General features: G+C 42.7%; 23 protein-coding genes. 15 read left to right on the plus strand and 8 right to left on the minus strand.

The features are described from left to right. Together HGJ91_RS10540 and HGJ91_RS10545 are read right to left on the minus strand one after the other, a co-directional pair. Window positions 1-744: permease (locus HGJ91_RS10540; RefSeq protein WP_291347708.1), on the minus strand; the 744-nt coding region annotated here is incomplete at its 3' end. A gap of 19 nt (window positions 745-763) precedes the next feature. Further along, window positions 764-1,108 carry a metalloregulator ArsR/SmtB family transcription factor gene (locus HGJ91_RS10545; RefSeq protein WP_291347709.1) on the minus strand — a complete coding sequence of 115 codons (345 nt, stop codon included), beginning with the start codon at window positions 1,106-1,108 and terminating at the stop codon, window positions 764-766. A 229-nt stretch (window positions 1,109-1,337) separates the two neighbouring features. Here HGJ91_RS10545 and HGJ91_RS10550 point away from each other — a divergent pair, with 229 nt between their 5' ends. Further along, the gene (locus HGJ91_RS10550) at window positions 1,338-2,138 is read left to right on the plus strand and encodes a thymidylate synthase (RefSeq protein WP_291347710.1); all 801 of its coding nucleotides are present in this window, start codon (window positions 1,338-1,340) and stop codon (window positions 2,136-2,138) included. Between the two features lie 201 nt (window positions 2,139-2,339). Continuing rightward, complete coding sequence (locus HGJ91_RS10555) at window positions 2,340-3,887, plus strand: histidine kinase N-terminal 7TM domain-containing protein (protein ID WP_291347810.1); 1,548 nt, start codon at window positions 2,340-2,342, stop codon at window positions 3,885-3,887. Window positions 3,888-3,902: 15 nt separating this feature from the next. On the opposite strand, the gene HGJ91_RS10560 is transcribed toward HGJ91_RS10555, so the two are convergent. The 5 genes from HGJ91_RS10560 to HGJ91_RS10580 form a co-directional block, all read right to left on the minus strand. Then, window positions 3,903-4,280 carry a YajD family HNH nuclease gene (locus HGJ91_RS10560; RefSeq protein WP_291347711.1) on the minus strand — a complete coding sequence of 126 codons (378 nt, stop codon included), beginning with the start codon at window positions 4,278-4,280 and terminating at the stop codon, window positions 3,903-3,905. Between the two features lie 47 nt (window positions 4,281-4,327). Then, a complete protein-coding gene (locus HGJ91_RS10565; protein ID WP_291347712.1) occupies window positions 4,328-4,819 on the minus strand; it encodes a GNAT family N-acetyltransferase in 492 nt (163 codons plus the stop codon). Window positions 4,820-4,883: 64 nt separating this feature from the next. Beyond that, entirely contained in the window at window positions 4,884-5,078 is a 195-nt protein-coding gene (locus HGJ91_RS10570) for a KilA-N domain-containing protein (protein ID WP_291347713.1), read from the minus strand. Window positions 5,079-5,130: 52 nt separating this feature from the next. Further along, on the minus strand, window positions 5,131-5,343 hold the full coding sequence (locus HGJ91_RS10575; protein ID WP_291347714.1) for a hypothetical protein: 213 nt from the start codon (window positions 5,341-5,343) through the stop codon (window positions 5,131-5,133). Next, a complete protein-coding gene (locus HGJ91_RS10580) occupies window positions 5,327-5,764 on the minus strand; it encodes a VOC family protein (RefSeq protein WP_291347715.1) in 438 nt (145 codons plus the stop codon). Before HGJ91_RS10580 ends, HGJ91_RS10575 begins: the two co-directional genes overlap by 17 nt. Window positions 5,765-6,008: 244 nt before the next feature. On the opposite strand from HGJ91_RS10580, the gene HGJ91_RS10585 reads away from it, so the two are divergent. Genes HGJ91_RS10585 through HGJ91_RS10600 form a run of 4 tightly spaced genes read left to right on the plus strand, consistent with a single transcriptional unit; the run spans window position 6,009 to window position 8,877 of the window. Then, the gene (locus HGJ91_RS10585) at window positions 6,009-6,659 is read left to right on the plus strand and encodes a class I SAM-dependent methyltransferase (RefSeq protein ID WP_291347716.1); all 651 of its coding nucleotides are present in this window, start codon (window positions 6,009-6,011) and stop codon (window positions 6,657-6,659) included. After that, a complete protein-coding gene (locus tag HGJ91_RS10590; RefSeq protein WP_291347717.1) occupies window positions 6,652-7,116 on the plus strand; it encodes a GNAT family N-acetyltransferase in 465 nt (154 codons plus the stop codon). The genes HGJ91_RS10585 and HGJ91_RS10590 overlap by 8 nt, the downstream gene beginning before the upstream one ends. Window positions 7,117-7,128: 12 nt before the next feature. Continuing rightward, window positions 7,129-7,548, plus strand: coding sequence for an alternative ribosome rescue aminoacyl-tRNA hydrolase ArfB (gene arfB / locus HGJ91_RS10595; protein WP_367142599.1), 420 nt, complete (start codon window positions 7,129-7,131; stop codon window positions 7,546-7,548). Between the two features lie 48 nt (window positions 7,549-7,596). Next, window positions 7,597-8,877 (plus strand): FAD-binding oxidoreductase, encoded by a 1,281-nt coding sequence (locus tag HGJ91_RS10600; RefSeq protein WP_291347719.1) that lies wholly within the window; start codon window positions 7,597-7,599, stop codon window positions 8,875-8,877. A 19-nt stretch (window positions 8,878-8,896) separates the two neighbouring features. Here HGJ91_RS10600 and HGJ91_RS10605 read toward each other — a convergent pair whose 3' ends face one another. Continuing rightward, complete coding sequence (locus tag HGJ91_RS10605) at window positions 8,897-9,265, minus strand: VOC family protein (protein ID WP_291347720.1); 369 nt, start codon at window positions 9,263-9,265, stop codon at window positions 8,897-8,899. A 220-nt stretch (window positions 9,266-9,485) separates the two neighbouring features. On the opposite strand from HGJ91_RS10605, the gene HGJ91_RS10610 reads away from it, so the two are divergent. The 9 genes from HGJ91_RS10610 to HGJ91_RS10650 all read left to right on the plus strand — a co-directional run bounded on the left by HGJ91_RS10610 (window position 9,486) and on the right by HGJ91_RS10650 (window position 20,010). Further along, the gene (locus HGJ91_RS10610; protein WP_291347721.1) at window positions 9,486-10,847 is read left to right on the plus strand and encodes a VWA domain-containing protein; all 1,362 of its coding nucleotides are present in this window, start codon (window positions 9,486-9,488) and stop codon (window positions 10,845-10,847) included. A gap of 25 nt (window positions 10,848-10,872) precedes the next feature. Further along, window positions 10,873-12,549 (plus strand): HAMP domain-containing sensor histidine kinase, encoded by a 1,677-nt coding sequence (locus HGJ91_RS10615; protein ID WP_291347722.1) that lies wholly within the window; start codon window positions 10,873-10,875, stop codon window positions 12,547-12,549. Next, window positions 12,536-13,237, plus strand: a complete 702-nt coding sequence (locus HGJ91_RS10620) for a response regulator transcription factor (protein ID WP_291347723.1) — start codon at window positions 12,536-12,538, stop codon at window positions 13,235-13,237. Before HGJ91_RS10615 ends, HGJ91_RS10620 begins: the two co-directional genes overlap by 14 nt. 350 nt (window positions 13,238-13,587) lie before the next feature. Next, the gene (locus HGJ91_RS10625) at window positions 13,588-13,875 is read left to right on the plus strand and encodes a 4Fe-4S binding protein (protein WP_291347724.1); all 288 of its coding nucleotides are present in this window, start codon (window positions 13,588-13,590) and stop codon (window positions 13,873-13,875) included. After that, on the plus strand, window positions 13,872-15,125 hold the full coding sequence (locus tag HGJ91_RS10630) for a pyruvate synthase subunit PorA (RefSeq protein ID WP_291347725.1): 1,254 nt from the start codon (window positions 13,872-13,874) through the stop codon (window positions 15,123-15,125). Before HGJ91_RS10625 ends, HGJ91_RS10630 begins: the two co-directional genes overlap by 4 nt. Before the next feature lies 1 nt (window position 15,126). Next, window positions 15,127-16,086 carry a thiamine pyrophosphate-dependent enzyme gene (locus HGJ91_RS10635; RefSeq protein WP_291347726.1) on the plus strand — a complete coding sequence of 320 codons (960 nt, stop codon included), beginning with the start codon at window positions 15,127-15,129 and terminating at the stop codon, window positions 16,084-16,086. Window positions 16,087-16,101: 15 nt separating this feature from the next. Beyond that, window positions 16,102-16,650 carry a 2-oxoacid:acceptor oxidoreductase family protein gene (locus HGJ91_RS10640; RefSeq protein ID WP_291347727.1) on the plus strand — a complete coding sequence of 183 codons (549 nt, stop codon included), beginning with the start codon at window positions 16,102-16,104 and terminating at the stop codon, window positions 16,648-16,650. Between the two features lie 78 nt (window positions 16,651-16,728). Continuing rightward, entirely contained in the window at window positions 16,729-17,385 is a 657-nt protein-coding gene (locus HGJ91_RS10645) for a 4Fe-4S dicluster domain-containing protein (RefSeq protein ID WP_291347728.1), read from the plus strand. Window positions 17,386-17,400: 15 nt separating this feature from the next. After that, window positions 17,401-20,010 carry a molybdopterin-dependent oxidoreductase gene (locus HGJ91_RS10650; RefSeq protein WP_291347729.1) on the plus strand — a complete coding sequence of 870 codons (2,610 nt, stop codon included), beginning with the start codon at window positions 17,401-17,403 and terminating at the stop codon, window positions 20,008-20,010. The last annotated feature ends 6 nt before the right edge of the window (window positions 20,011-20,016 follow it).

Consider the following 20,016-nt stretch of genomic DNA (forward strand, 5'->3'; position numbering starts at 1 on the left):
TATCAAGGCGGCGGCAATGGGTGTGGAGGATGTGGCACAAACATACATGGGAATTCCTGTTATCAGCATGACCAGCATGGATAAAAATCTGTGATCATTGGCCCAGAGTGTCAGATCATCCGGGAAAAAGAAGGTGATGATACCGGCAATGAAGATTCCGATAATAAAGGGCTTTGCAATATCGGTGAGCAATTCTCCATAAGCATATTTAATGCCTCTCATCAGTTTTTCAGACAGGGGCTCATTCTTTTTTGGTGCAACTGCACAACAGTTTGATGCGCAGCCTCATCCGCCAGTCTCTTTTTTCATATCCTGTTTATTGGGCGTATCATCGGTCCCAAAAAAGTTTTGGGCAATTCCTGTTGAAATTGCGGTAATAAATCCGGCAACGGGTCGAATCACTGTCATGATCGGGTCCAGCATGGCCCAGGAGATGGCAATGGAATCCACACCGGATTCGGGTGTGGCAATCATAAAAGATAAGGCGGCCCCATTATTGGCCCCCTGCTTTTTAAGGCCCGTGGCAACAGGAACAACACCACAGGAACATAAAGGAATGGGGATGCCGAAGAGAGCCGATAAAACGACCGGTTTTATTTTACCGGTTCCAAGGTATTGTTTTATTTTGTCGGCTTTAAAAAAAACATACAGGATGCCCGCGACAAAAAAGCCAAACAGCATATAGATTGCAACATCCAGATAAATATGCCAGGATTCTTTTAAAATTTCATATATAACTGCCATGGTGGCTCTATCCTCAATTTCAATGTCTGACGTGGTTAAGACTCATGTGAATCAGTGAGATGACATGATCATCATCAATAGAGTAGTAAATGATTTTACCTTCTCTGCGGTTCTTTACAATTTTCATTGTCCTTAATATGCGAAGCTGATGGGAGATGGCAGAATCGGTCTGGCCACAAATAACGGCAATGTCGCACACGCAATGTTCCTGGTTTAAGAGCGCGAGAACGATTTTAAGCCTGGACGGATCACCTAACGCTTTAAATATATCAACCATCTGCCCGATATCTTCCTGTTGGGGAATGGTTTCTACAGTCTCTCTTACTTTTTTTTCGTTAATACATTTTTCAGCACATATATCCATTTAACACCTCTTCATTTGAACATTTGTTCATATGTTAATTCGATTTCTGTTCTTTGTCAATAAAAAAAGAATAAAAAAAAGTTTAAAGGGATATTTTGCTGGATCAGTCTGAAGGTATCTGATGTCAGTCTTGTTATGGGAGATGGGAAAATTTTGGTTGTCACAATACGGATTAAAGTATATATTTATTAGTTTGAATATGAGGTTAAAATTAGAGAAGGAGCAATGAATGTTACAACCGCTGTTTATCAAAGCCACAAGCCTTTCAGATGCCTGGTTTCAAACCCTTTACAGATGTGTGGAGCAGGGCAGAGCCTTTACCATCAATCGAGGATCATTTGAAGGACAGAAAAGACTTGAATTTGATTTTATCACCCTTCATATCACCCACCCGTCAAGTATTCCCCTGCTGCCCAAGGTAAACCCGGCACTGGGATTTCCTGATCCTGTGGAAGACGGCTACCTGGATGATTACCTGCCGTATCTCATGACGGGTGAGGAAAAACAAGGAGAGTCCTATACCTATGGACAGCGGATGTGTAAGTGTGATGTGGAGTATCTGCCCGATGATTATAAAAAATTAACGGAAATCCTGGTCCAGGAAAGCGACATCTGGGAAGACAGAAATATTTTAATTGAGGAAAACGGCAGATACTTTGTGAACCAGATGGAAATGATGATCTGGACCTATAAAAACAAGGGGCACAGGAACAACCAGATGATACTACAGGTGGGAAATCCATCTGATATGATTTTGATAGATCCGCCCTGCCTTAGACATATCGATACAAGAATCCAGGATGGAAAGCTTCACTTTTTCCCTTATTTCAGATCCTGGGATTTATTTGGCGGGTTTCCTGCCAACCTTGCTGCCATTGAAATGATGAAACAATATTGTGCCGAGCAGATCGGGGTTGAAAACGGTGAGATAATTGCATCCTCCAAAGGGCTTCATATTTACGATTATGTGTTTGAAATTGCTGAAGCTATCAGGGGCCGTTCCATGGATGAATTTCGGGATATGTCTTAAGAATCAATTTTAAGCACCATTCACTTGGACAACTAAATTTTTGTGACAATTCGATGTTTTGGCGGCTCAGTTGTTCAAAGGCTTCGAATTATGTTTACATACGCCCTGCTATGATCTATAAACAAAACCCATGTAACAAAAAAGTACAGGTTGCATGTTTTTTAAAGAAACAGCTTTACAGGATTAAATGTTCCATATGGAATTCAGGGCTATTATTATCATCCTTCTTTTTTTGCCGGGAGTATCAGCCTGTTTCTGTCTCTTTATTCCATTAAATTAAGATCTTCTCTTTTAACAAGATCCTTTTGTTTTCTGGCAGCTGCTACAGCTGTTTATGCTTTTGGCTATGGGTTTGAGCTTGCAAGCTCGACCCTTTCCGGCATGCTTTTCTGGTCGAAAATCCAGTATATTGGGATTTCTATTCTTCCAGGGCTGGTGCTGGTGGTTGCCATCTGTTATACAGGCCAGAAAAAATGGCAGACCCGTCGTCAGCTGATGGTAATTTTCATTATTCCCCTGATTACCCTGGTATCAAGGGGATTAAATGATTTTCATCATCTGTTTTATAAAACTGCATCCATAAATACAGCCCCCCCCTTTCCCATGCTGAAATTTGACATCGGGCCTTTTTATCTGCTGCATGTTTTTTATGCTAATATTACTTTAATTATCACCACGATATTGTTTGTCCGATTTTTTATCCGTGCCGCCCCTTTTTATCGAAATCAGACAATTATCATGCTGGTGGCCACTTTCATACAATGGCTCGGATTTATCATTTATCTTTTTGTGGATATTCCGTGGAACCTTGATATTAATCCGATTTTATTTGCTGTCAGTGTTCCTGTATATGCTCTTGGCATATTCAGATTTGCTCTTTTCGATCTTGTACCGGTTGCACGGGATACAGTGTTTGAGGGGTTGAAAGATGGTATCCTTGTCCTGGATCTGGAGAACCGGCTGGTGGATTTTAATTCGGTATGTAAAAAAATTTTTCCGGATATTTCAAAACAATATATCGGATCTGATATTAGTACGATACCGGGGAACCCCCATAAAATTAATGAGATACTTTCTTCGAACACGTCCCCGCAAGTGGATGTTTCAATCATGGAAAAAAACAAAACTCTCTATTTCCATTTATCCACATCTGCTCTTTTCGATGCAGAAAACAAAAAGGTAGGAACCATTATCACCTTCAACGATATTACCCTGCAAAAGAACATGATGATCAAACTGGAAAAAATGGCATCTCGGGATGAATTGACCAATATTTATAACCGGCGTTATCTAATCTCCCTTTTGGAAATTGAAGTCGCAAAAGCAAAAAGGATGGATAGGCCGATATCCATACTGTTGATTGATTTGGACCATTTTAAAGCTGTAAACGATAAATTCGGCCATCCTTTCGGCGATAAGGTTTTAAGGGCATTTGCCCGGATCGTGAAGGAAAATATACGTAACATCGACATATTCGGTCGGTATGGTGGTGATGAGTTTGCCATCATCCTGCCGGAGACAAGTTCCAAGACAGCCTTTGCCATAGCTGACCGTATACGTGAAAGCATTTGCAGGGATCTCTTGGCCATTGATGGCAAGCAAATAAATCTGACCGTCAGTGTAGGGATTTTCGGAACCGCAGAAAATCGATCCATCTCCCTTGATGAGCTTTTTGATTTTGCAGACAAAGCCCTTTACAAGGCAAAAAATATGGGGCGGAATAGAACTTTTTTCCACGAAGAGGTTTGATTTCGTTAATCATCTCTATTCCGTCAGTTTACCCTTTAATAAATCCGCCAGCCCGGCAAACGGGGTATCGCCGCCACCATGTTCCGAAGAATTGTCGGGCACCTCATGGTCATAGGCATCGGCAACCTGGTCCCGGGAGTGTTCATTGTCGTGGCAGTAAATGCACAGCAGCTCCCAGTTGCTGCCGTCCGGAGGATTGTTGTCATGGTTGTGATCTTTATGGTGTACGGTCAACTCGCTCAGACGTTTTCCGCTGAACTCGCGGCCACAATGGCCGCAGATCCAGGGGAAAAGCTTGAGAGCTCTCTCCCGGTAAGTGTTTTCACGATCTTTTTTAAACTGAAGCGCCTCTGAGACAGTCAGATTGGCAGTGTTCTTGTCCTTCAAAGACATATGTGTTTTCTCCCTTAGATATAGATGATTCGATTCATGGGTTATTTTTATTGCAAAATCTGCGGCTCGTCCGCAGTGTCGAAGATAAAGCCATATACGCCAAAGGAAGCCTTTTTTTCTTTTATAAATTTACCATTTGTATAAGATGACACCACCTGTTCCCAAAACATCAGAGCAGCCTTATTTTTTAATGTGACGGCAACCTCCCAAACACCTGTGAACTGTGCAAATACATGTCCGGCCAGCTTACGGCCATACCCTTTTCTTTCATGATTTTTTTGAATGTAGAACTCTGCCACTGCAAACCCGTCAGTATTGAACCGCAGGTGTTGATTGACCAGGGCAAAGCCGATGACAGAGTCAAATTCCTTTAGAATGTAAATGTACCGGTCATCTGCCATGGAATATCGTTGTAAATTTTTCAGTGCGCCTTTACACCACGAATCAACATCATCAATTTCATAAAACTGACTCATATAATCCAGATACTCTCTGAAAATCGGTTTGATTTTGTTTGTTGTCTTTATTCGGGTTATCATTTTTTAGCTTATTTTATAATTATTCAACCCCGCCTGACTTCTAATTATGGCATATTCGCCATAATTAGAAGTCAGGGTTATAGATGCGCTCCCATATTCCCAAAAACTCGACTGTATTCCTGTTTCTCAGCCAGTCTGAAATAAAAAAATCTCCATCTTTTGCTTTGAGCATATCGGTCAGAGAGATGTGGTCTTCGCCATTGACCGATATAATGGTTATTTCAGTATTTTTAACTCTGATTATTTTCGTTTTTTTCATACCGATACCTCAATAAACTTCATCGTATCGTTGCCAAAAATATCCACCACTTTCACGGCAATCTTGCGCCGCCCCGGGGCTCATCCACCTGCTCAATCACCTGAAACGGCAGCACCACATTGCAGACCTCTCCACTTTTACCATTCCACACCAGCTCAACTTCTTTCTTATCCTCAAACAACAAAAATCGGTACTTCTCCGGCAACGGCTTATCCGTTTCAAGATGCTTGATAATATCTCTTATCTCGTTATCGGTCAGTTTCATTTTGTTCCTTGGACTCCTTACCCTTATCGTCAATGAATTCCAGCAAGACTCCGTTCATCTTTTTGGGGTGAACAAATGCAAATTCACAATCCCGAAACGGACGGGCGTCCCCAATAAAGGGATAATCTTTTTTTTGCAACTCACCCATGGCCTCACGGGTGTTGTCAACGTTAAAGCTAATTACCATGACGCCTTCGCCTTTTTTCTCTATAAACCTGGCAACATCCCCGTCAGGTGTCGTCGATTCCATCAGCTCAAAACCAACTTCCCCCACCCAGTACCTGGCAACTTTGATTTTTTCAGATTCATCGATATATTCGTCATCCGGCCTGGATTTGCCTAATACCGGCTCCCAGACTTTTCGAGCGTCTTCCAGATTTTTGACCGCAATACAGATATGATCGATTTTATTTACTTTCATTTCAGCCCCTGCATTCGGATAAAATTTGACTCATTTTTACTTTTCAATAATAATTCGAGTATCCGATTTAAAAATTATCGTCAAGAAAAACTTGCATTTTGATGAAATGCCATGGTAATCAGAGCACCTTATTGTCCGATTAATTGATTTAAAATCAACCGGAATTTTGATATGAATATTCTCTGACGGTGAAGGGTTAATATTTAAAAAGGAAGAACGGCATGAGCAGGAAATTAAAGCTGCTATGATTATGGATCAGCAGGCATACTGGGATAAGGCGGCAGTCAAAAAGGAATTTACCACACCCTTTCAGATGGATATTTTAAAACCGCATGTGTCAAAAGAATCCGTCATCCTGGATGTGGGCTGTGGATATGGCCGAACTCTGAATGAGCTTTATCAGGAAGGGTTTAAGAAAATTTCAGGGATAGATTTTTCCCAGAAAATGATTGAAAGAGGCAATCGTCTGTATCCTTATCTTGATTTAAAAAAATGCAACCCTGTCTTTTCTTTTGATGACAACACCTTTGATGCAGTAGTATTGGTTGCAGTTTTGACATGCATTGTGAAAGATGAAAACCAGGACCGGTTGGTGAGTGAGATAGAGCGGGTGTTAAAGCCCGGCGGGAGATTGTACATCAATGATTTTTTAATTAACCGGGACTCGCGTAATATTGACAGATATAATGCCTTTAAAGAGGCTTACGGGATATATGGGATATTTGAACTTGATGAGGGGGCACAGCTTCGGCATCATACGACAGACCATTTGTTTAACCTGACCCGGAATTTTGAGACCATGGAATTTGACACTATTGTGTATACTACCATGAACAACCATACATCCAATGGATTTTATTATTTGGGAAAGTTGAAAAGCAAAAGGCATGACTGAGATTCAATGGAAAATAAAATCATTTAGCCGGCTGGGTATAGATGAACTGTATGAACTTTTAAAACTCCGGGTGGATGTGTTTGTGGTAGAGCAGAATTGTCCTTATCCGGAAATGGATGACAAGGACAGGCATCCTGAAACCCTGCATTTTGCAGGAAGACGAAAAGACGGGGAACTTATGGCATACTTAAGAATCCTGCCGCCGGGTTTAAGGTTTAAAGAGGTGAGTATTGGCAGGGTGGTTGTGGCAAAAGAGAGCCGGAGGCAGGGGATCAGTGATATCATGATTAAAAAAGCGCTTGCTCAAATTAATCGCATCTGGCCCAATGAGAATATCCGGATCGGTGCTCAGGTGTATTTAAAGAAATTTTATGAATTCCATGGATTTGAGGCAGCATCCGAAAGCTATCTTGAGGACGGGATTCCGCATATTGATATGATCAGGATATGGTCGTAAATGAAAAGCCGGGTGTTGCATATATCGAGCACGGTCAGTATTCCGGATAATGAAATCCGGTTTGAGGCCATCAGAGCTCAGGGGGCGGGCGGTCAGAACGTGAACAAGGTCTCAACCGCCATACATCTGAGGTTTGATATTCAAAATTCCAGTCTGCCCGATGAGGTTAAAGAAAAAATACTGGTGCTTAAGGATAAGCGAATCTCAAAGGATGGTATCATTGTTATTAAGGCACAGAAATTTCGCAGCCAGGAAAAAAACAAAGAAGATGCTCTTAACAGGCTCAAGGCCTTAATTTTAAAATCAATGGTCAAGCAAAAGAAAAGGAGATCGACCCGGCCTTCCGGAAGTGCAAAGAAAAAGCGGTTGGACAAAAAGACAAGACATGGCAAACTTAAGCAATTGAGACAAAAGGTGACAAAGGATGATTAAAGGCCGTCGAATGGGCCTGAAAATTTTGATAAAATATTAGGAAAACTCATGAAAGACAGAAATATTAAACAAGGTCTCTGGGCGGCCACAGCCCCTTCCAAACCCCGGTTGACTTCCCTGCAGGGAGATCAAAGAACCGACATTGCCATCATCGGGAGCGGGTATACAGGCCTTTCCGCTGCCCTGCATCTTGCAAAAACAGGCAAAGAGAGCGTTGTCCTTGAGGCGGAAGACATCGGGTATGGCGGAGCCGGGCGCAATGTGGGGCTTGTTAATGCAGGACTCTGGCTCATGCCCGAAGAGTTGATCAGGCTTGCAGGGCCGGAATATGGAGAAAAACTCATTGATGTCCTGGGAGATTCTCCTGACCTTGTGTTTGGACTGATTAAAGAATATGGGATTGAATGTGAGGCCCTTCGCAACGGGACCCTCCATTGTGCAGACTCCAAAAAAGGTTATAAAGCGCTTCAGCAGCGGGAAGAGCAATGGTTGAAACGTGGGGCGCCTGTACGGCTTCTTGAGCGGGATGAGGCAGTCGCCAAAACCGGCAGCAATTCTTTTTACGGGGCATTGCTGGATAAGCGCGCCGGAACCATTCAGCCGCTGGCCTATGCTTACGGGCTTGCCAATGCAGCATTAAAGGCCGGGGCACAATTGCATAACCAGTCCCCGGTGGTCGGGTTTGAAAAGACCAGGAAGGGATGGAAATTAAACACCCCGACAGGAACACTGACAGCAAAGTCAGTTATCATTGCGGTTCATGCCTATCCGGCTCATGCATTTAAATCATATAAAAAATCAATGGTGTCGATGAGCTTTTTCCAGTTTGCCACGCCGCCTCTTTCAAAAGATGTTCTGGACACTGTATTGCCTGGGCGCCAGGGTGCCTGGGATACCAATCTGATTCTGTCTTCCTATCGCCTGGATGCTGCCGGGCGACTCATTGTGGGCAGTGTGGGGACACTGGAAGGCTTTGCCTATGATCTGCATGAAAACTGGGTAAAAAGAACGATTACAAAAACATTTCCCCAGGTTGGAGACATACAACTTGAATATGGGTGGCATGGCAGATTTGCCATGAATACCAACCATATCCCAAGATTCCATGTGCTGGATAAAAATATGGCAATGGTCACAAGTTATAATGGCCGGGGTATCGGTCCCGGGACCGTGTTTGGAAAACTTCTGGCCGACTATATCACAGGGGGTTCTCCGGAAGATATCCCATTGCCGGTTTCAAAAATTGAACCGATATGGTCCCGCCGTTTTTGGAATCCGTTTTATGAGACTGGTGCAAGATTGTATCATTTTATCCAGCGAAGAATTTAAAAAGGGCACCGGTATTGATTTACCGCACTGGAACAATTTCCAGCCAGTAACCGTCCGGATCATTGATGAAATAAATCCCCATATCTTTGTTTTCGTAACAGATGCAGTCCATTTCCTTGTGAAGGTTGTAGGCTGCATCAAAATCCGATGTTTTAAATGCAATATGAAATTCTTCATCCCCTAAATCATAGGGCCGGTCCATGGCTTTCAGCCAGGTGAGTTCAATTTTGTTTTGGGTTGAACCATCGCCTAAAAAAACAATAATATAACTGTTGTCTTTGGCTTCGGTTCTTCGAATTTCTTTTAGTCCCAGTGCTTTATTGTAAAATGTCAGACTCTTTTCAAGATTCAGCACATTAATATTGAAATGGTCGATAGTGAATTTCATGGTTATCCTTTTTTTTGGAGTTATGCTGTAAATTAAATAATCCTAGACAATAGAGGATGGGTCAAGAAAAAAGCGGTTTTACAAGTTTTTTACAACTTCTTTACGCCTTTATGACACATTCCTGAATCATGCTTTGTATAGTTGAACCGGATGTAAGGCAGACTTTTATATTGCGGTTTAAACAAAAATTGATTAACTCAACAGGTAAAGGAGAAGGACCATGGCACATTCAAAACAATATCAGCACCGAACAAGCATTTCATTTTTTACAGTATTGATTGTTTTTATCTTAATGACAGGGGGTGTCCAGGCGGGAATTGAACCTTCTAAACTTATCTGCAGGGTGGAGACAGACAGGGCGATTCTACCGGCAGGAGATTCCCAGAATGTGGTGCTTAAGATCACCCTTGATGCACCGCCATCTCCAGCTCATATTAAAAGACCCCTGGTCAATCTTGCTCTGGTTCTGGATCAGTCCGGCTCCATGAACGGCAACAAGATTCAACAGGCAAAGGCGGCTGCCATTGAGGCCTTAACCCGGCTTGGTTTGCAGGATATTTTTTCTGTGGTGGTCTATGATACCAATGTCCATACCATTGTTCCCGCTCAAAGAGCCGGGAACATTCAAAGTATTATTAATACCATTCAGCAGATTCGTGCCGGGGGCAGTACAGCCCTTTTCGGCGGTGTCAGCCAAGGGGCTTCCGAGATCAGGAAAAATCTTGAAAGTAATTATATTCATCGAATTATTCTTCTGTCTGACGGCCTGGCCAATGTCGGCCCCAGGATGCCGGCAGATCTTGGGCGGCTGGGTGCCGCTTTGATTAAAGAAAATATTTCTGTCACAACCGTGGGAGTGGGGACCGGTTATAATGAAGATCTCATGACAAGACTTGCTCAGAAAAGTGACGGCAATACGTATTTTGTCGAATCCGGGTTTGATCTTCCCAGAATTTTTGCAGCAGAACTGGGGGATGTATTAAATGTAGTGGCGAAAAAAGTAAAAGTGACCATAACGCTGTCCGACAATGTGGAAGCGATTAATATTATCGGAAGAGAAGGCAGGATACGCGAAAACCAGATAGAATTTTATATGAATCAGCTTTATGGGGATCAGGAGAAGTATGCCCTGGTTGAAGTCAATATTCCAAAATCAACATCCGGATCAAGAATCAAGATTGCTCAGGTTGACGTAACGTATGAAAATCCATTCAGCAGGAAATCGGAAAAATCAACCGGAATCTCATATGCCAGGTTCAGCAGCGACTCTGGAAAGGTTGCCAGGTCAACCAACATTGAAGTGATCAGAGAATATCAATTAAATCTGAATGCCCTGGCCCAGGAAAAAGCCATTGAACTGTCTGATAAGGGAAAGAAAAAAGAGGCTGTAAGGGAACTTAAACAATCTGCTGCCAGATTGAAACAAGTCGGTTCCCGGTATAATGATAAAGAATTATTAAAAGAAGCCGATGAGCTGGAAGTTCAGGCGGATACAATTGAGGATCGGGGCATGAGCCCCAAAAGCCGTAAAGTGTTGAGAACCGAATCTTTTCAGATGAAAAATCAACAGCTTTCACAATAGGCAAAAAACTGGTATGGCTTAAGGTATGACAAGCAAACGATCCATCATTATTTTCTGGGCACTATTTTTAGTGCCCACCCTTATTATAAGTGGTATTGCCTTTAGGCTGCTGTCCCATGAGCAGGAACGGATCAACCGGTCAGCCATACAGGCGTTGTCCGAAAGGGCAGAAACTATTTCTGAAACCATTCACATTACGGTTGAAGCGGTTCAGGAAAATCTTACGCAGTCATTACTTGATATTGATCAGGATAACCTTAAGAAAATCCTTCTGGCATGGGAAGAGACAAATCCTCTGGTGCGCAATGTTTTTATTTATCAAAAGAACCGGGAACTTGAATATCCGGTCAGGGGAATGGAATCCACCTTTGAGGAAAGACGGTTTATTGCCCGGTATGACTCGCTGTTTTCAGGGAGAATGACGTTTGATTTTAATGAAGACCTTTCAAAGGATGAATCAAAGATAAAAGGGGTAACAGAATCATCCCGCCAAAAGCTTGTTGCCCTGTCAAGGGTTGTACAAAAAGCGCCTGTTTCAGAGCAGAAGGCTTTTCCTTTCACAGAATCGGAACACCTATTTATAGAAAAGTCAGGATGGATTCCCTGGTTCAGTGAGAATCGGCTGCACATTTTAGGCTGGGTGCAAAAAATTGGAAATGGGCCGGTATACGGGATTGAACTGGAATTGATGGCGCTCCTTTCAAGGCTGGTGGTTGATTTTCCAGAATTGCCGGAAAAGGAGGTTGCCTTATTGTTAATGGATGGAAACGGCTATTTTATGCATCAGTCCGGGAAAATGACGGTCGATCCCAAAGAAAAGCCCGTGGCAGTGGTTTCCATATCAAACCTGCTGCCCCACTGGCAGATCGGAGTCTTTATCGATAAGAAAGGGTTTGGATCAACCCGTGGCTTTTTATATATCTCCGTAATTTTACTGGGTGTTTTTATCATTGCCATTGTATCGGGTGGTGTCTTGTTGACCCGCCTGGCCCTTCAAAACATGAAAGATGCCAGGCAGAAAACTTCATTTGTTTCTTCGGTATCCCATGAATTGAAAACACCGTTGACCAGTATCAGAATGTATGCAGAACTTTTGCTATCCAAAAGAATTAAAGATACGAACAAAACGCAAACCTATCTTTCTGTAATTGTCAGTGAAAGTGAGCGACTGACAAGACTGATCAATAATGTGCTTGCTTTTGGAAAACTTGAACAGGGCAAAAAAACGTATCATTTGACACCTTTTGAGATGGACCGGTTATTAGAGCAGATGATCCAGGCTCACAGCATCAGAATAGAGAATCAGGGCATTGAAATCATATCACAGATTGAAGAAGGGGATTATAAAGTGAAAACCGACCGGGATGCCATAGAGCAGGTGATTCTGAATCTCGTGGACAATGCCTTAAAGTATGCCGATAAAGGAAAGTTTATCAAATTTGTTCTGGAAAAGGATGATTCTTTTATTCTTTTAAAAATTTGTGATGATGGGCCGGGCATCCCCAAAGCACAGCAGGAGATGATTTTTGAAAAATTTCACAGAGTGGATAATTCTTTAACCACAAAACAGCCGGGCTCGGGTTTGGGATTGAGTATCGCAAGGCAGATTTTAAAGGATCTTGAAGGTGATCTGTTTTTTGATCCCATGCCGGGACATGGCAGTTGTTTTACAGCAAGGATAAAACATCATGAGTCAGATTAAAGTTCTTGTGGCAGAAGATGATATGAACATCAGAATGGGGCTTGTGGATACCCTTGAAAGCGAAGATTATCGGGTAGTTGAAGCCAAAGATGGTAAAGCGGCTTTGGAATTGTTTAAAACCGATTTTTTTGATCTGGTTCTTCTCGATATTATGATGCCTGAAAAAAGCGGATATGATGTCTGCCGGGAGATCAGGGCAATAAATGAAGATGTTCCCATTATTATGCTGACGGCTAAAGGTGAGGAAATCGATAAGGTCGTAGGGCTTCAGCTTGGAGCGGATGATTATATGACTAAACCCTTTGGTGTTCATGAACTGCTTGCAAGGATATCTGCCGTGCTTCGCAGGTCAAAAAGGCAGGCAAAGGCAAAAAAAGAGCCTGTCCAGAGCCCATTCATATTTGGTAAATTTGAAGTAAACCCTAAAACCTTTAAATTGTCCGGCCAGGGCAGGAACATTGATCTTTCGGAAAGAGAGCTTACGCTGATCCGGCATTTTCATGACCACCCGGGAGAAGTCTTAAGCCGGGATAATATTTTGAATGCCGTCTGGGGGATTGATTACTTTGGCACAACCCGGACCCTTGACCAACATATTGCACAGCTTCGGAAAAAAATAGAGACTGATCCTTCCAACCCATCCCTTATTACCACTGTTCATGGCGTGGGGTATCGATATGAGACTTAAATCAAAGTATTTTAGAATCAAAAACCCCGCTTATCTCAACCTATCTTGAAGCTATAGAATGAATTAAACATTTGCGAAAATTTGTTGATGGATTATTCCAGTAAATCATAGGAAGAATATTTTTTATAAAGATAGTTGACTGATCAACTATTTGAAAGATTTTGAAACCCGCATAAATCCTATAACTATCACTTCTTATTGTTTAATTTCGATATTTCTTTTCATTAAAAAATAATTTTTTACTTGACAATGCAATTACACTATCGCTATCTAATAGCTATGAAATAGATACGATTGCAGAACTGTATTTCATAAAGGGTCATCTTATTTTCTAAGGAGGAGATGGTTGTATGTCATTAAACAAATTTTTTAAGCATGAAGGACCGTGGTCAGATGCAAATGATTCCTTGATGTGTTCTGATACCGGGTCTTGGCGAACTAAAAGACCGGTCGTTGACAAGGATACATGCATATTCTGCGGGTTTTGTGCGATTTACTGTCCGATTCAGGTAATGGAGATGGTTGAAAACTCACATTTTTCTCCTGACCTGGCATTTTGTAAAGGGTGCGGGATTTGTGCCAAAGAATGTCCTAAAAATGCAATTTCCATGATAGCGGAGGGGGATTTTCAAAAATGAACACAAAAATAAAGGCCAAAGCTAAGGCAGGCTCACAGATTAAGGTTATAACCGGAAATGCCGCAGCGGCTATCGGTGCAAAGCTTGCCCGCCCGGATGTGGTGGCAGCATATCCGATTACGCCCCAGACAGAAATAATTGAGCAGATTTCCAAATTTCATGCAGACGGGGAAATGGATTGCGAGCTGATTACGGTTGAGGGTGAAAACTCTGCCATGAACGCTGTTATGGCGGCCTCTCTTGCTGGTGGCAGGGTATTTACTGCCACATCTTCATGGGGACTTGTTTTTATGTATGATGCCGTTCTTGCAACAGCAGGGGCAAGAGCACCCGTGGTCATGGTCAATGTTAACCGTGAGACACCGGGCATTATCGCCGTATCTTCCGGGCAGCAGGATATGATTTCCACAAGGGATGCCGGATGGATTTTCCTTATCGCGGAAAATTGTCAGGAAATCATTGATCTGGTCATTCAGGCATACAGGCTGGCGGAGGATTATGATATCCAGGTACCGGTCATGGTTCATTATGACGGGTTTTACCTGTCTTATCTGTCTGAAGTTGTGGATGTACCCGTTCAGGAAGATGTCGATAAATTTCTGGCTGTTTTAAAGGATCAGCCCGAAAGAACAAAACTTATTCCCGGTGGAAAACTGGGTTGTGGCTCCCATGGAATTTTGGATGGATATCTTGAACTTCGATATAAACATGTCTCTGCCATGGAAAGATCCAAGGCCAAATTTGAGCAGACTGATAAAGAATTTCAAGAGATTTTTGGCCGCGGATACGGCGGTCTGATTGAAGAATATCGAATGGATGATGCAGATGTAGTCCTGGTTGGCTCAGGCTCCATGTGCGGAACCATTAAAACCGTTATTGATAAGAAAAGAGATGCGGGTGTCAAGGTCGGTCTCTTAAAGATAAGAATGTACAGACCCTTTCCCAGTGAAGTAATGGTTAAGGCTCTTAAGGGTAAGAAAGCCATTGGCGTGGTGGACAGGAGTCTTTGTTTCGGATTTAAGGGCGGCCCCATTTATACTGAATTAAAAGCCTTTGAAACACAGCTTGACGGTTCAAAAATGATCAGTTTCATTGATGGTATAGCAAATACGGATATCACAATAGCCAATGTCGAGCAGATGATTGATGCAACTTGTGATCTGGCGGAGGGCAAAGACGTCCGTGAAGTCACATGGGTTTCATATCCTGAAGCTCAGGAACCTGATTCCGAGAAAATGGGAGGGCGTTAACATGACAGGAAAAAAGAAAGGCAAACTGACTAAAGTACTGGATTACCTCAAGCACGATGATCCCTTCTCAAAAGGTGTGGCATTTTGCCCTGGTTGCAGTCTGGAGTTGTTAATTCGCTTTATTCCCCAGGTATTGGGGAATGATATCGTCATTACCGGTACCCCATCCTGTTCTGCTCCGGTACTTCTTGGACAGAATAATCAATCCTGGCATTCACTTTCGTATTTTGGAACGCTGATGACCGGAGCCGCGGCAAATGCCACAGGCCTTGCCAGATATTACAGGAAAGCAGGCATTGACAATACGGTTATCTGTTTCAACGGGGATGGAACAGCAGCAGATATCGGGTTTGGAAACCTGGCCGGTGCGGCGGAAAGAAACGAACCTTTTATCTATATCTGCTATGACAATGAAGGATATATGAATACCGGTATCCAGAAAAGCGCAACCACACCCTTTGGAGCGAGCACGACCACGACTCCTTTTGGGTCGGCTTCCAAAGGAAAGAATTTAAGAAGAATGAACCTGGCCCTGAAAATGGCCATGCATAAGATCCCTTATACTGCCACTGCAACGATGAGCGACCTTGGCGATCTTGCCAAAAAACTGTTAAAGGCAAAAGAAGCCAAAGAAAGAGGCTTTGCTTTCCTCCATGTTTTTGCTCCCTGCCCGACCGGATGGGGTTATGCACCTGAAAATACCATTGAGGTCTGTCGAAGGGCTGTGAAAACAAACTACTTTCCCCTATGGGAAGCAGAAAACGGCAAAATCCGGATGACCAAAACCGTTAAAAAACCCAAACCTGTATCAACCTATACCGAGTTAATAAAAAAATTCGCTCATTTGAATGAAGCAGATCTTCAGATCCTTCAGGATGATGTGGATTACGAATACTGCATGTTGGGCGGGTTGAGCGTATTGGAAGCAGAATGTCAGCTTCCGGTATCTACAGAAGATTAAAGGAGGAAGCGTCAAATGAGTGAAGTCAGATTCCATGGTAGAGGAGGGCAAGGTGTTGTGACCACATCTAAAATTCTTGCCAATGCTTTTGCCAGAACCGGACAATTCGGTGCCAGTTTTCCCATGTTTGGATTTGAAAGAAGAGGCGCGCCTGTTACGGCTTTTGGCAGATTTTCAGATAAATCGGTCAGAGAGAAAACACAGATTTATAATCCGGATATTCTAGTGGTGCTTGACCCCAGCCAGAGAAGTTCTGAGGCAGTTTTTCAAGGATTATTGCCTGGCGGTATGATGCTGCTCAATGATTCGGATAATACAATAAACGTTTCACACGACAATTTAAAAAAACTGGGTATTATTGATGCCAATAAAATTGCTTTGGAAGAAATCGGCCTTCCCATTCCCAATACCGTGATTGTGGGAGCATTTGCGAAAATGTCGGGCCTGTTGGAAATAGACCCCTGCTGCGATGCGTTGCAGGATTATTTTTCAGGTAAAAAGCTTTCGGCCAATATTGTATGCGCAAAAAGAGGGTTTGAAGAGGTGGAATTGTTTGATTTGTAAACAGATGTGAGATATGAAAAGCAGAATCGCTAATTTATTTCTCACTACTTTTATAAAATTATTAATAAAGGAGCTGTTATGCCAAGATGGGGAATGGTAATAGACGTAAAAAGGTGTATCGCTTGCTGGGGCTGCACCATCGCATGTAAAGAAGAACATTTTCTTCCTCCCGGAGTATTCTTTAACAGGGTGCTCATTGGGGAAACCGGGAAATTCCCGACATCCAGCAAGTTGATCTATCCGGTTCTTTGTAATCATTGTACTGATGCAGCTTGCGTAGAAGCATGTCCCACCGGAGCAACCTATATCAGGGAAGATGGAATTGTCGTAGTTGATGATGATAAATGTGTCGGATGCAGGGCCTGTCTTGTTTCCTGCCCGTATCAGCAGAGAACGTATTATGACCAGAAAGTAAAAGACAGGGAGTATTTTCCGGGTCAGGGTAAAACCGAGATGGAATTACTCGGTGAAAAATTGTATCCGCTTAAAGTAGGAACAGTTATTAAGTGCAATTTCTGTTCGGAAAGAGTTGATGAAGGCCTTAGAAAAGGACTTACTCCGGGCCAGGATGAGGAAGCCACACCCGCCTGCGTCAATGCCTGTCCGGTCGGCGCAAGGGTATTTGGTGACCTTAATGACCCTGACAGTGAAATCAGTCGTCTGATCATGGAGAAAAAGGGCAAACAGCTCCGGAAAGAATTTGGAACTGAACCGGCAGTCTATTATATTGATTAATAAACAGGGGGAAATATGACCTATAAAACAGATGAAATTTGGGAAGACAAATGGGTAAATACCACCTGTGGCGTATGTTACTGCGGCTGTGCCTGCAGAGTTAGGGTGGTGAATGGTGTGCCGGTAAAAGTTGAAGGTATTGAAGAGAGTACCATGGGAGGGACAAGAGGTGGTCTCTGCGGTAAAGGCATCGCAGGGCTGATGTACTACCATGATCCCAACCGGATTAAAAAGCCATTGAGACGAACCAATCCTGAAAAAGGATTTGGTGTTGATCCTAAATGGAAAGAAATTGAATGGGACGAGGCACTTGAAGAGATCGCCACCAGAATGAAAAAGATTATGGAGGATAATCCAAATAAAATCCTCTTCACAAACCAGACCATGCGTGCAAGCGATGGTCCTCATAATCATCTTTATTTCTATGCAAAGGCTTTTGGCATACCAAACAATGGGAACTTTATCATTGGCGGCGGCAGTCTGCACTGCGGTAATGCTGCTCATATGCTGGGGGGACTAATCCATGGTGCATGGTCAATCGCACCGGACTGGCGATATACAAAGTATGTCCTTAAATGGGGGTCAAGTAAAGGAACCGGTTCCGGACATTCAGCCATGATCAATGCAAGACTGAGAGCTGACGGTGTGAGACGCGGACTAAAAGAGATCGTTTTTGATCCAATGGGTAACTTTGCAGGTGGTAAGGCCACACAATGGGTTCCTCTTCTTCCTGGAACCGACACAGCCGTCGGACTTGCAATCGCCAACTACATCCTCAATACCAGGGGAGAGATCGACGAACTTTATCTTAGAGCAAAAACAAACTTTGTTTACCTGATACGCGAAGACGGTACTTTTGTCCGTGATAAAGAAACAGACAAGCCGTTTGTATTTGATGAAAAAGCAAAAAAGATAAAACTTTTTGATGATGAATCCATAGCGTTTGAGGATTTTGCTCTTGAGGGTGACTTTGAGCATAACGGCGAAAAATGCCGACCCTGCTTTATGGCATTAAAAGAACATTTAAAACAATTCACTCCGGAATGGGCATCTAACATAAGTACGGTTCCGGTAGCAACCATTCTTGAAGTTGCAAAGGGATGGGTGGATAATGCTCAGATTGGATCCACCATTACAATAGAAGGACAGACATTTCCTTTTCGACCCGTATCCTCTGTAACCTTCCGTGGTGCCCAGGGACATTCAAATGGTATACATCAGGTGGCTTCAATAGATCTTATCAGTCAGCTTGTTGGTGCTGAAGATGTACCCGGTGGTACAATGGGGTGGCCGTCTATCAGACGCAGATACCCTGGTGGTCAATACGAACGTATGCCTAAAGTCGGTAAAGACGGCGTTATTGTTCCTTCGGTATTTTATTCACATGATCCATGGCCTGTTCATCCACCCAGCTATCCATGCACAAATTCTGGTTGTGTTGAATTCTGGTCACATTCTACTCTTTCTCATATACCCTATGTGAAAGAAAAAAATTATATTCAGGAAAAATTCGGTGTTGAAAAAGTTCAGCCTGAGATGATTTTTGGAATCGCAGTGAACTTTCTTATCAGTCAATCTGACTGGGATGTTGCGCTGGATAATTTTAAAGATTGTTTTGTTGTGCTGAGTGATATATGGGTCAATGAAACTGACCAGGCCATAGGTGATATCATCCTTCCTGATACCTCTTATCTTGAAAAAGATACCTGGTCCTCAGAAATTGACAGTTTCTTCTTTAATGGAAGTCCATCCTATGAAGACTGGTATGTTCATTTGCAAAAACCGGTTGCAAAACCTGTTGGTGAATCACGAGACTTCATGAACGTTTATCTGGATGTTGCAAATCGTGTGGGTGTTCTTGACAAATATCATGAACTCCTTAACGATTATTACAGTATTACAGATGAAAAGCTTCAACTTAAATCCGGCGAAGTCCTGACCTGGAAGGAAATCGGTGAAAGAATCCTGACATGGGTTTATGGGGATGATAAAGAAAAAATTCAGGAACAGGGATTTGCAACCTGGCATAAACCCATTGAAGATGTCTATTGGCGATGGAATATGAAGACACGATGCCCTGTTTATATGGAATTTTTGATCCATGACAGAAGAGCTGCTGAAAAAATTATGAAAGATACCGGGTTTGAAATTGAAATGGATATGGATCAATATGGCCCTCTAGCTAACTGGTTCTGGCCGACATCTCACAAAGAACTTGATGATGAATATGATCTTTTGGCTTTTTCTTATCGTGATATTCTCCACACAAATAACTCAACATTTCAAAATCCCTTAATTGATGAAGTCAGCCAGATGAGCCCTTATACGTTTACAATTACATTAAATAAAGGTCTGGCAGATGAAAAAGGATTCAAAGACGGCGATATTATCTGGATGGAAAATAAATATGGAACTAAGGAAAACGGTATTGTAAAAACAATGGAAGCTCAACATCCAAAGGTTCTCGGCGTTTGCGGACAAGGTGGTTTATGGGCAGACAAAAGACCTATTGCCAAGGGTAAGGGAAGTAATTTCTGCAAGCTGCTTCCATCATACTTGAGGCACTATGACCCCATCACCGGAAATATTGAAACGTCTGTTGCCGTTAAAATTTATAAAGGCTAAAAGGAG

This window comes from Desulfobacula sp., assembly GCF_014237455.1.
GTDB lineage: Bacteria > Desulfobacterota > Desulfobacteria > Desulfobacterales > Desulfobacteraceae > Desulfobacula.

What these genes read in the sequence shown, in the direction of transcription:
- HGJ91_RS10605 (WP_291347720.1), bottom strand. Translation starts at nt 9,265, where the DNA reads ATGAAATTCACTATCGACCATTTCAATATTAATGTGCTGAATCTTGAA.
- HGJ91_RS10625 (WP_291347724.1), top strand. Translation starts at nt 13,588, where the DNA reads ATGTCATTAAACAAATTTTTTAAGCATGAAGGACCGTGGTCAGATGCA.
- HGJ91_RS10620 (WP_291347723.1), top strand. Translation starts at nt 12,536, where the DNA reads ATGAGTCAGATTAAAGTTCTTGTGGCAGAAGATGATATGAACATCAGA.
- HGJ91_RS10585 (WP_291347716.1), top strand. Translation starts at nt 6,009, where the DNA reads ATGATTATGGATCAGCAGGCATACTGGGATAAGGCGGCAGTCAAAAAG.
- HGJ91_RS10650 (WP_291347729.1), top strand. Translation starts at nt 17,401, where the DNA reads ATGACCTATAAAACAGATGAAATTTGGGAAGACAAATGGGTAAATACC.
- HGJ91_RS10560 (WP_291347711.1), bottom strand. Translation starts at nt 4,280, where the DNA reads ATGTCTTTGAAGGACAAGAACACTGCCAATCTGACTGTCTCAGAGGCG.
- HGJ91_RS10615 (WP_291347722.1), top strand. Translation starts at nt 10,873, where the DNA reads ATGACAAGCAAACGATCCATCATTATTTTCTGGGCACTATTTTTAGTG.
- HGJ91_RS10580 (WP_291347715.1), bottom strand. Translation starts at nt 5,764, where the DNA reads ATGAAAGTAAATAAAATCGATCATATCTGTATTGCGGTCAAAAATCTG.
- HGJ91_RS10645 (WP_291347728.1), top strand. Translation starts at nt 16,729, where the DNA reads ATGCCAAGATGGGGAATGGTAATAGACGTAAAAAGGTGTATCGCTTGC.
- HGJ91_RS10640 (WP_291347727.1), top strand. Translation starts at nt 16,102, where the DNA reads ATGAGTGAAGTCAGATTCCATGGTAGAGGAGGGCAAGGTGTTGTGACC.
- HGJ91_RS10565 (WP_291347712.1), bottom strand. Translation starts at nt 4,819, where the DNA reads ATGATAACCCGAATAAAGACAACAAACAAAATCAAACCGATTTTCAGA.
- HGJ91_RS10575 (WP_291347714.1), bottom strand. Translation starts at nt 5,343, where the DNA reads ATGAAACTGACCGATAACGAGATAAGAGATATTATCAAGCATCTTGAA.
- HGJ91_RS10570 (WP_291347713.1), bottom strand. Translation starts at nt 5,078, where the DNA reads ATGAAAAAAACGAAAATAATCAGAGTTAAAAATACTGAAATAACCATT.
- HGJ91_RS10550 (WP_291347710.1), top strand. Translation starts at nt 1,338, where the DNA reads ATGTTACAACCGCTGTTTATCAAAGCCACAAGCCTTTCAGATGCCTGG.
- HGJ91_RS10590 (WP_291347717.1), top strand. Translation starts at nt 6,652, where the DNA reads ATGACTGAGATTCAATGGAAAATAAAATCATTTAGCCGGCTGGGTATA.
- HGJ91_RS10545 (WP_291347709.1), bottom strand. Translation starts at nt 1,108, where the DNA reads ATGGATATATGTGCTGAAAAATGTATTAACGAAAAAAAAGTAAGAGAG.
- HGJ91_RS10600 (WP_291347719.1), top strand. Translation starts at nt 7,597, where the DNA reads ATGAAAGACAGAAATATTAAACAAGGTCTCTGGGCGGCCACAGCCCCT.
- HGJ91_RS10610 (WP_291347721.1), top strand. Translation starts at nt 9,486, where the DNA reads ATGGCACATTCAAAACAATATCAGCACCGAACAAGCATTTCATTTTTT.
- HGJ91_RS10635 (WP_291347726.1), top strand. Translation starts at nt 15,127, where the DNA reads ATGACAGGAAAAAAGAAAGGCAAACTGACTAAAGTACTGGATTACCTC.
- HGJ91_RS10630 (WP_291347725.1), top strand. Translation starts at nt 13,872, where the DNA reads ATGAACACAAAAATAAAGGCCAAAGCTAAGGCAGGCTCACAGATTAAG.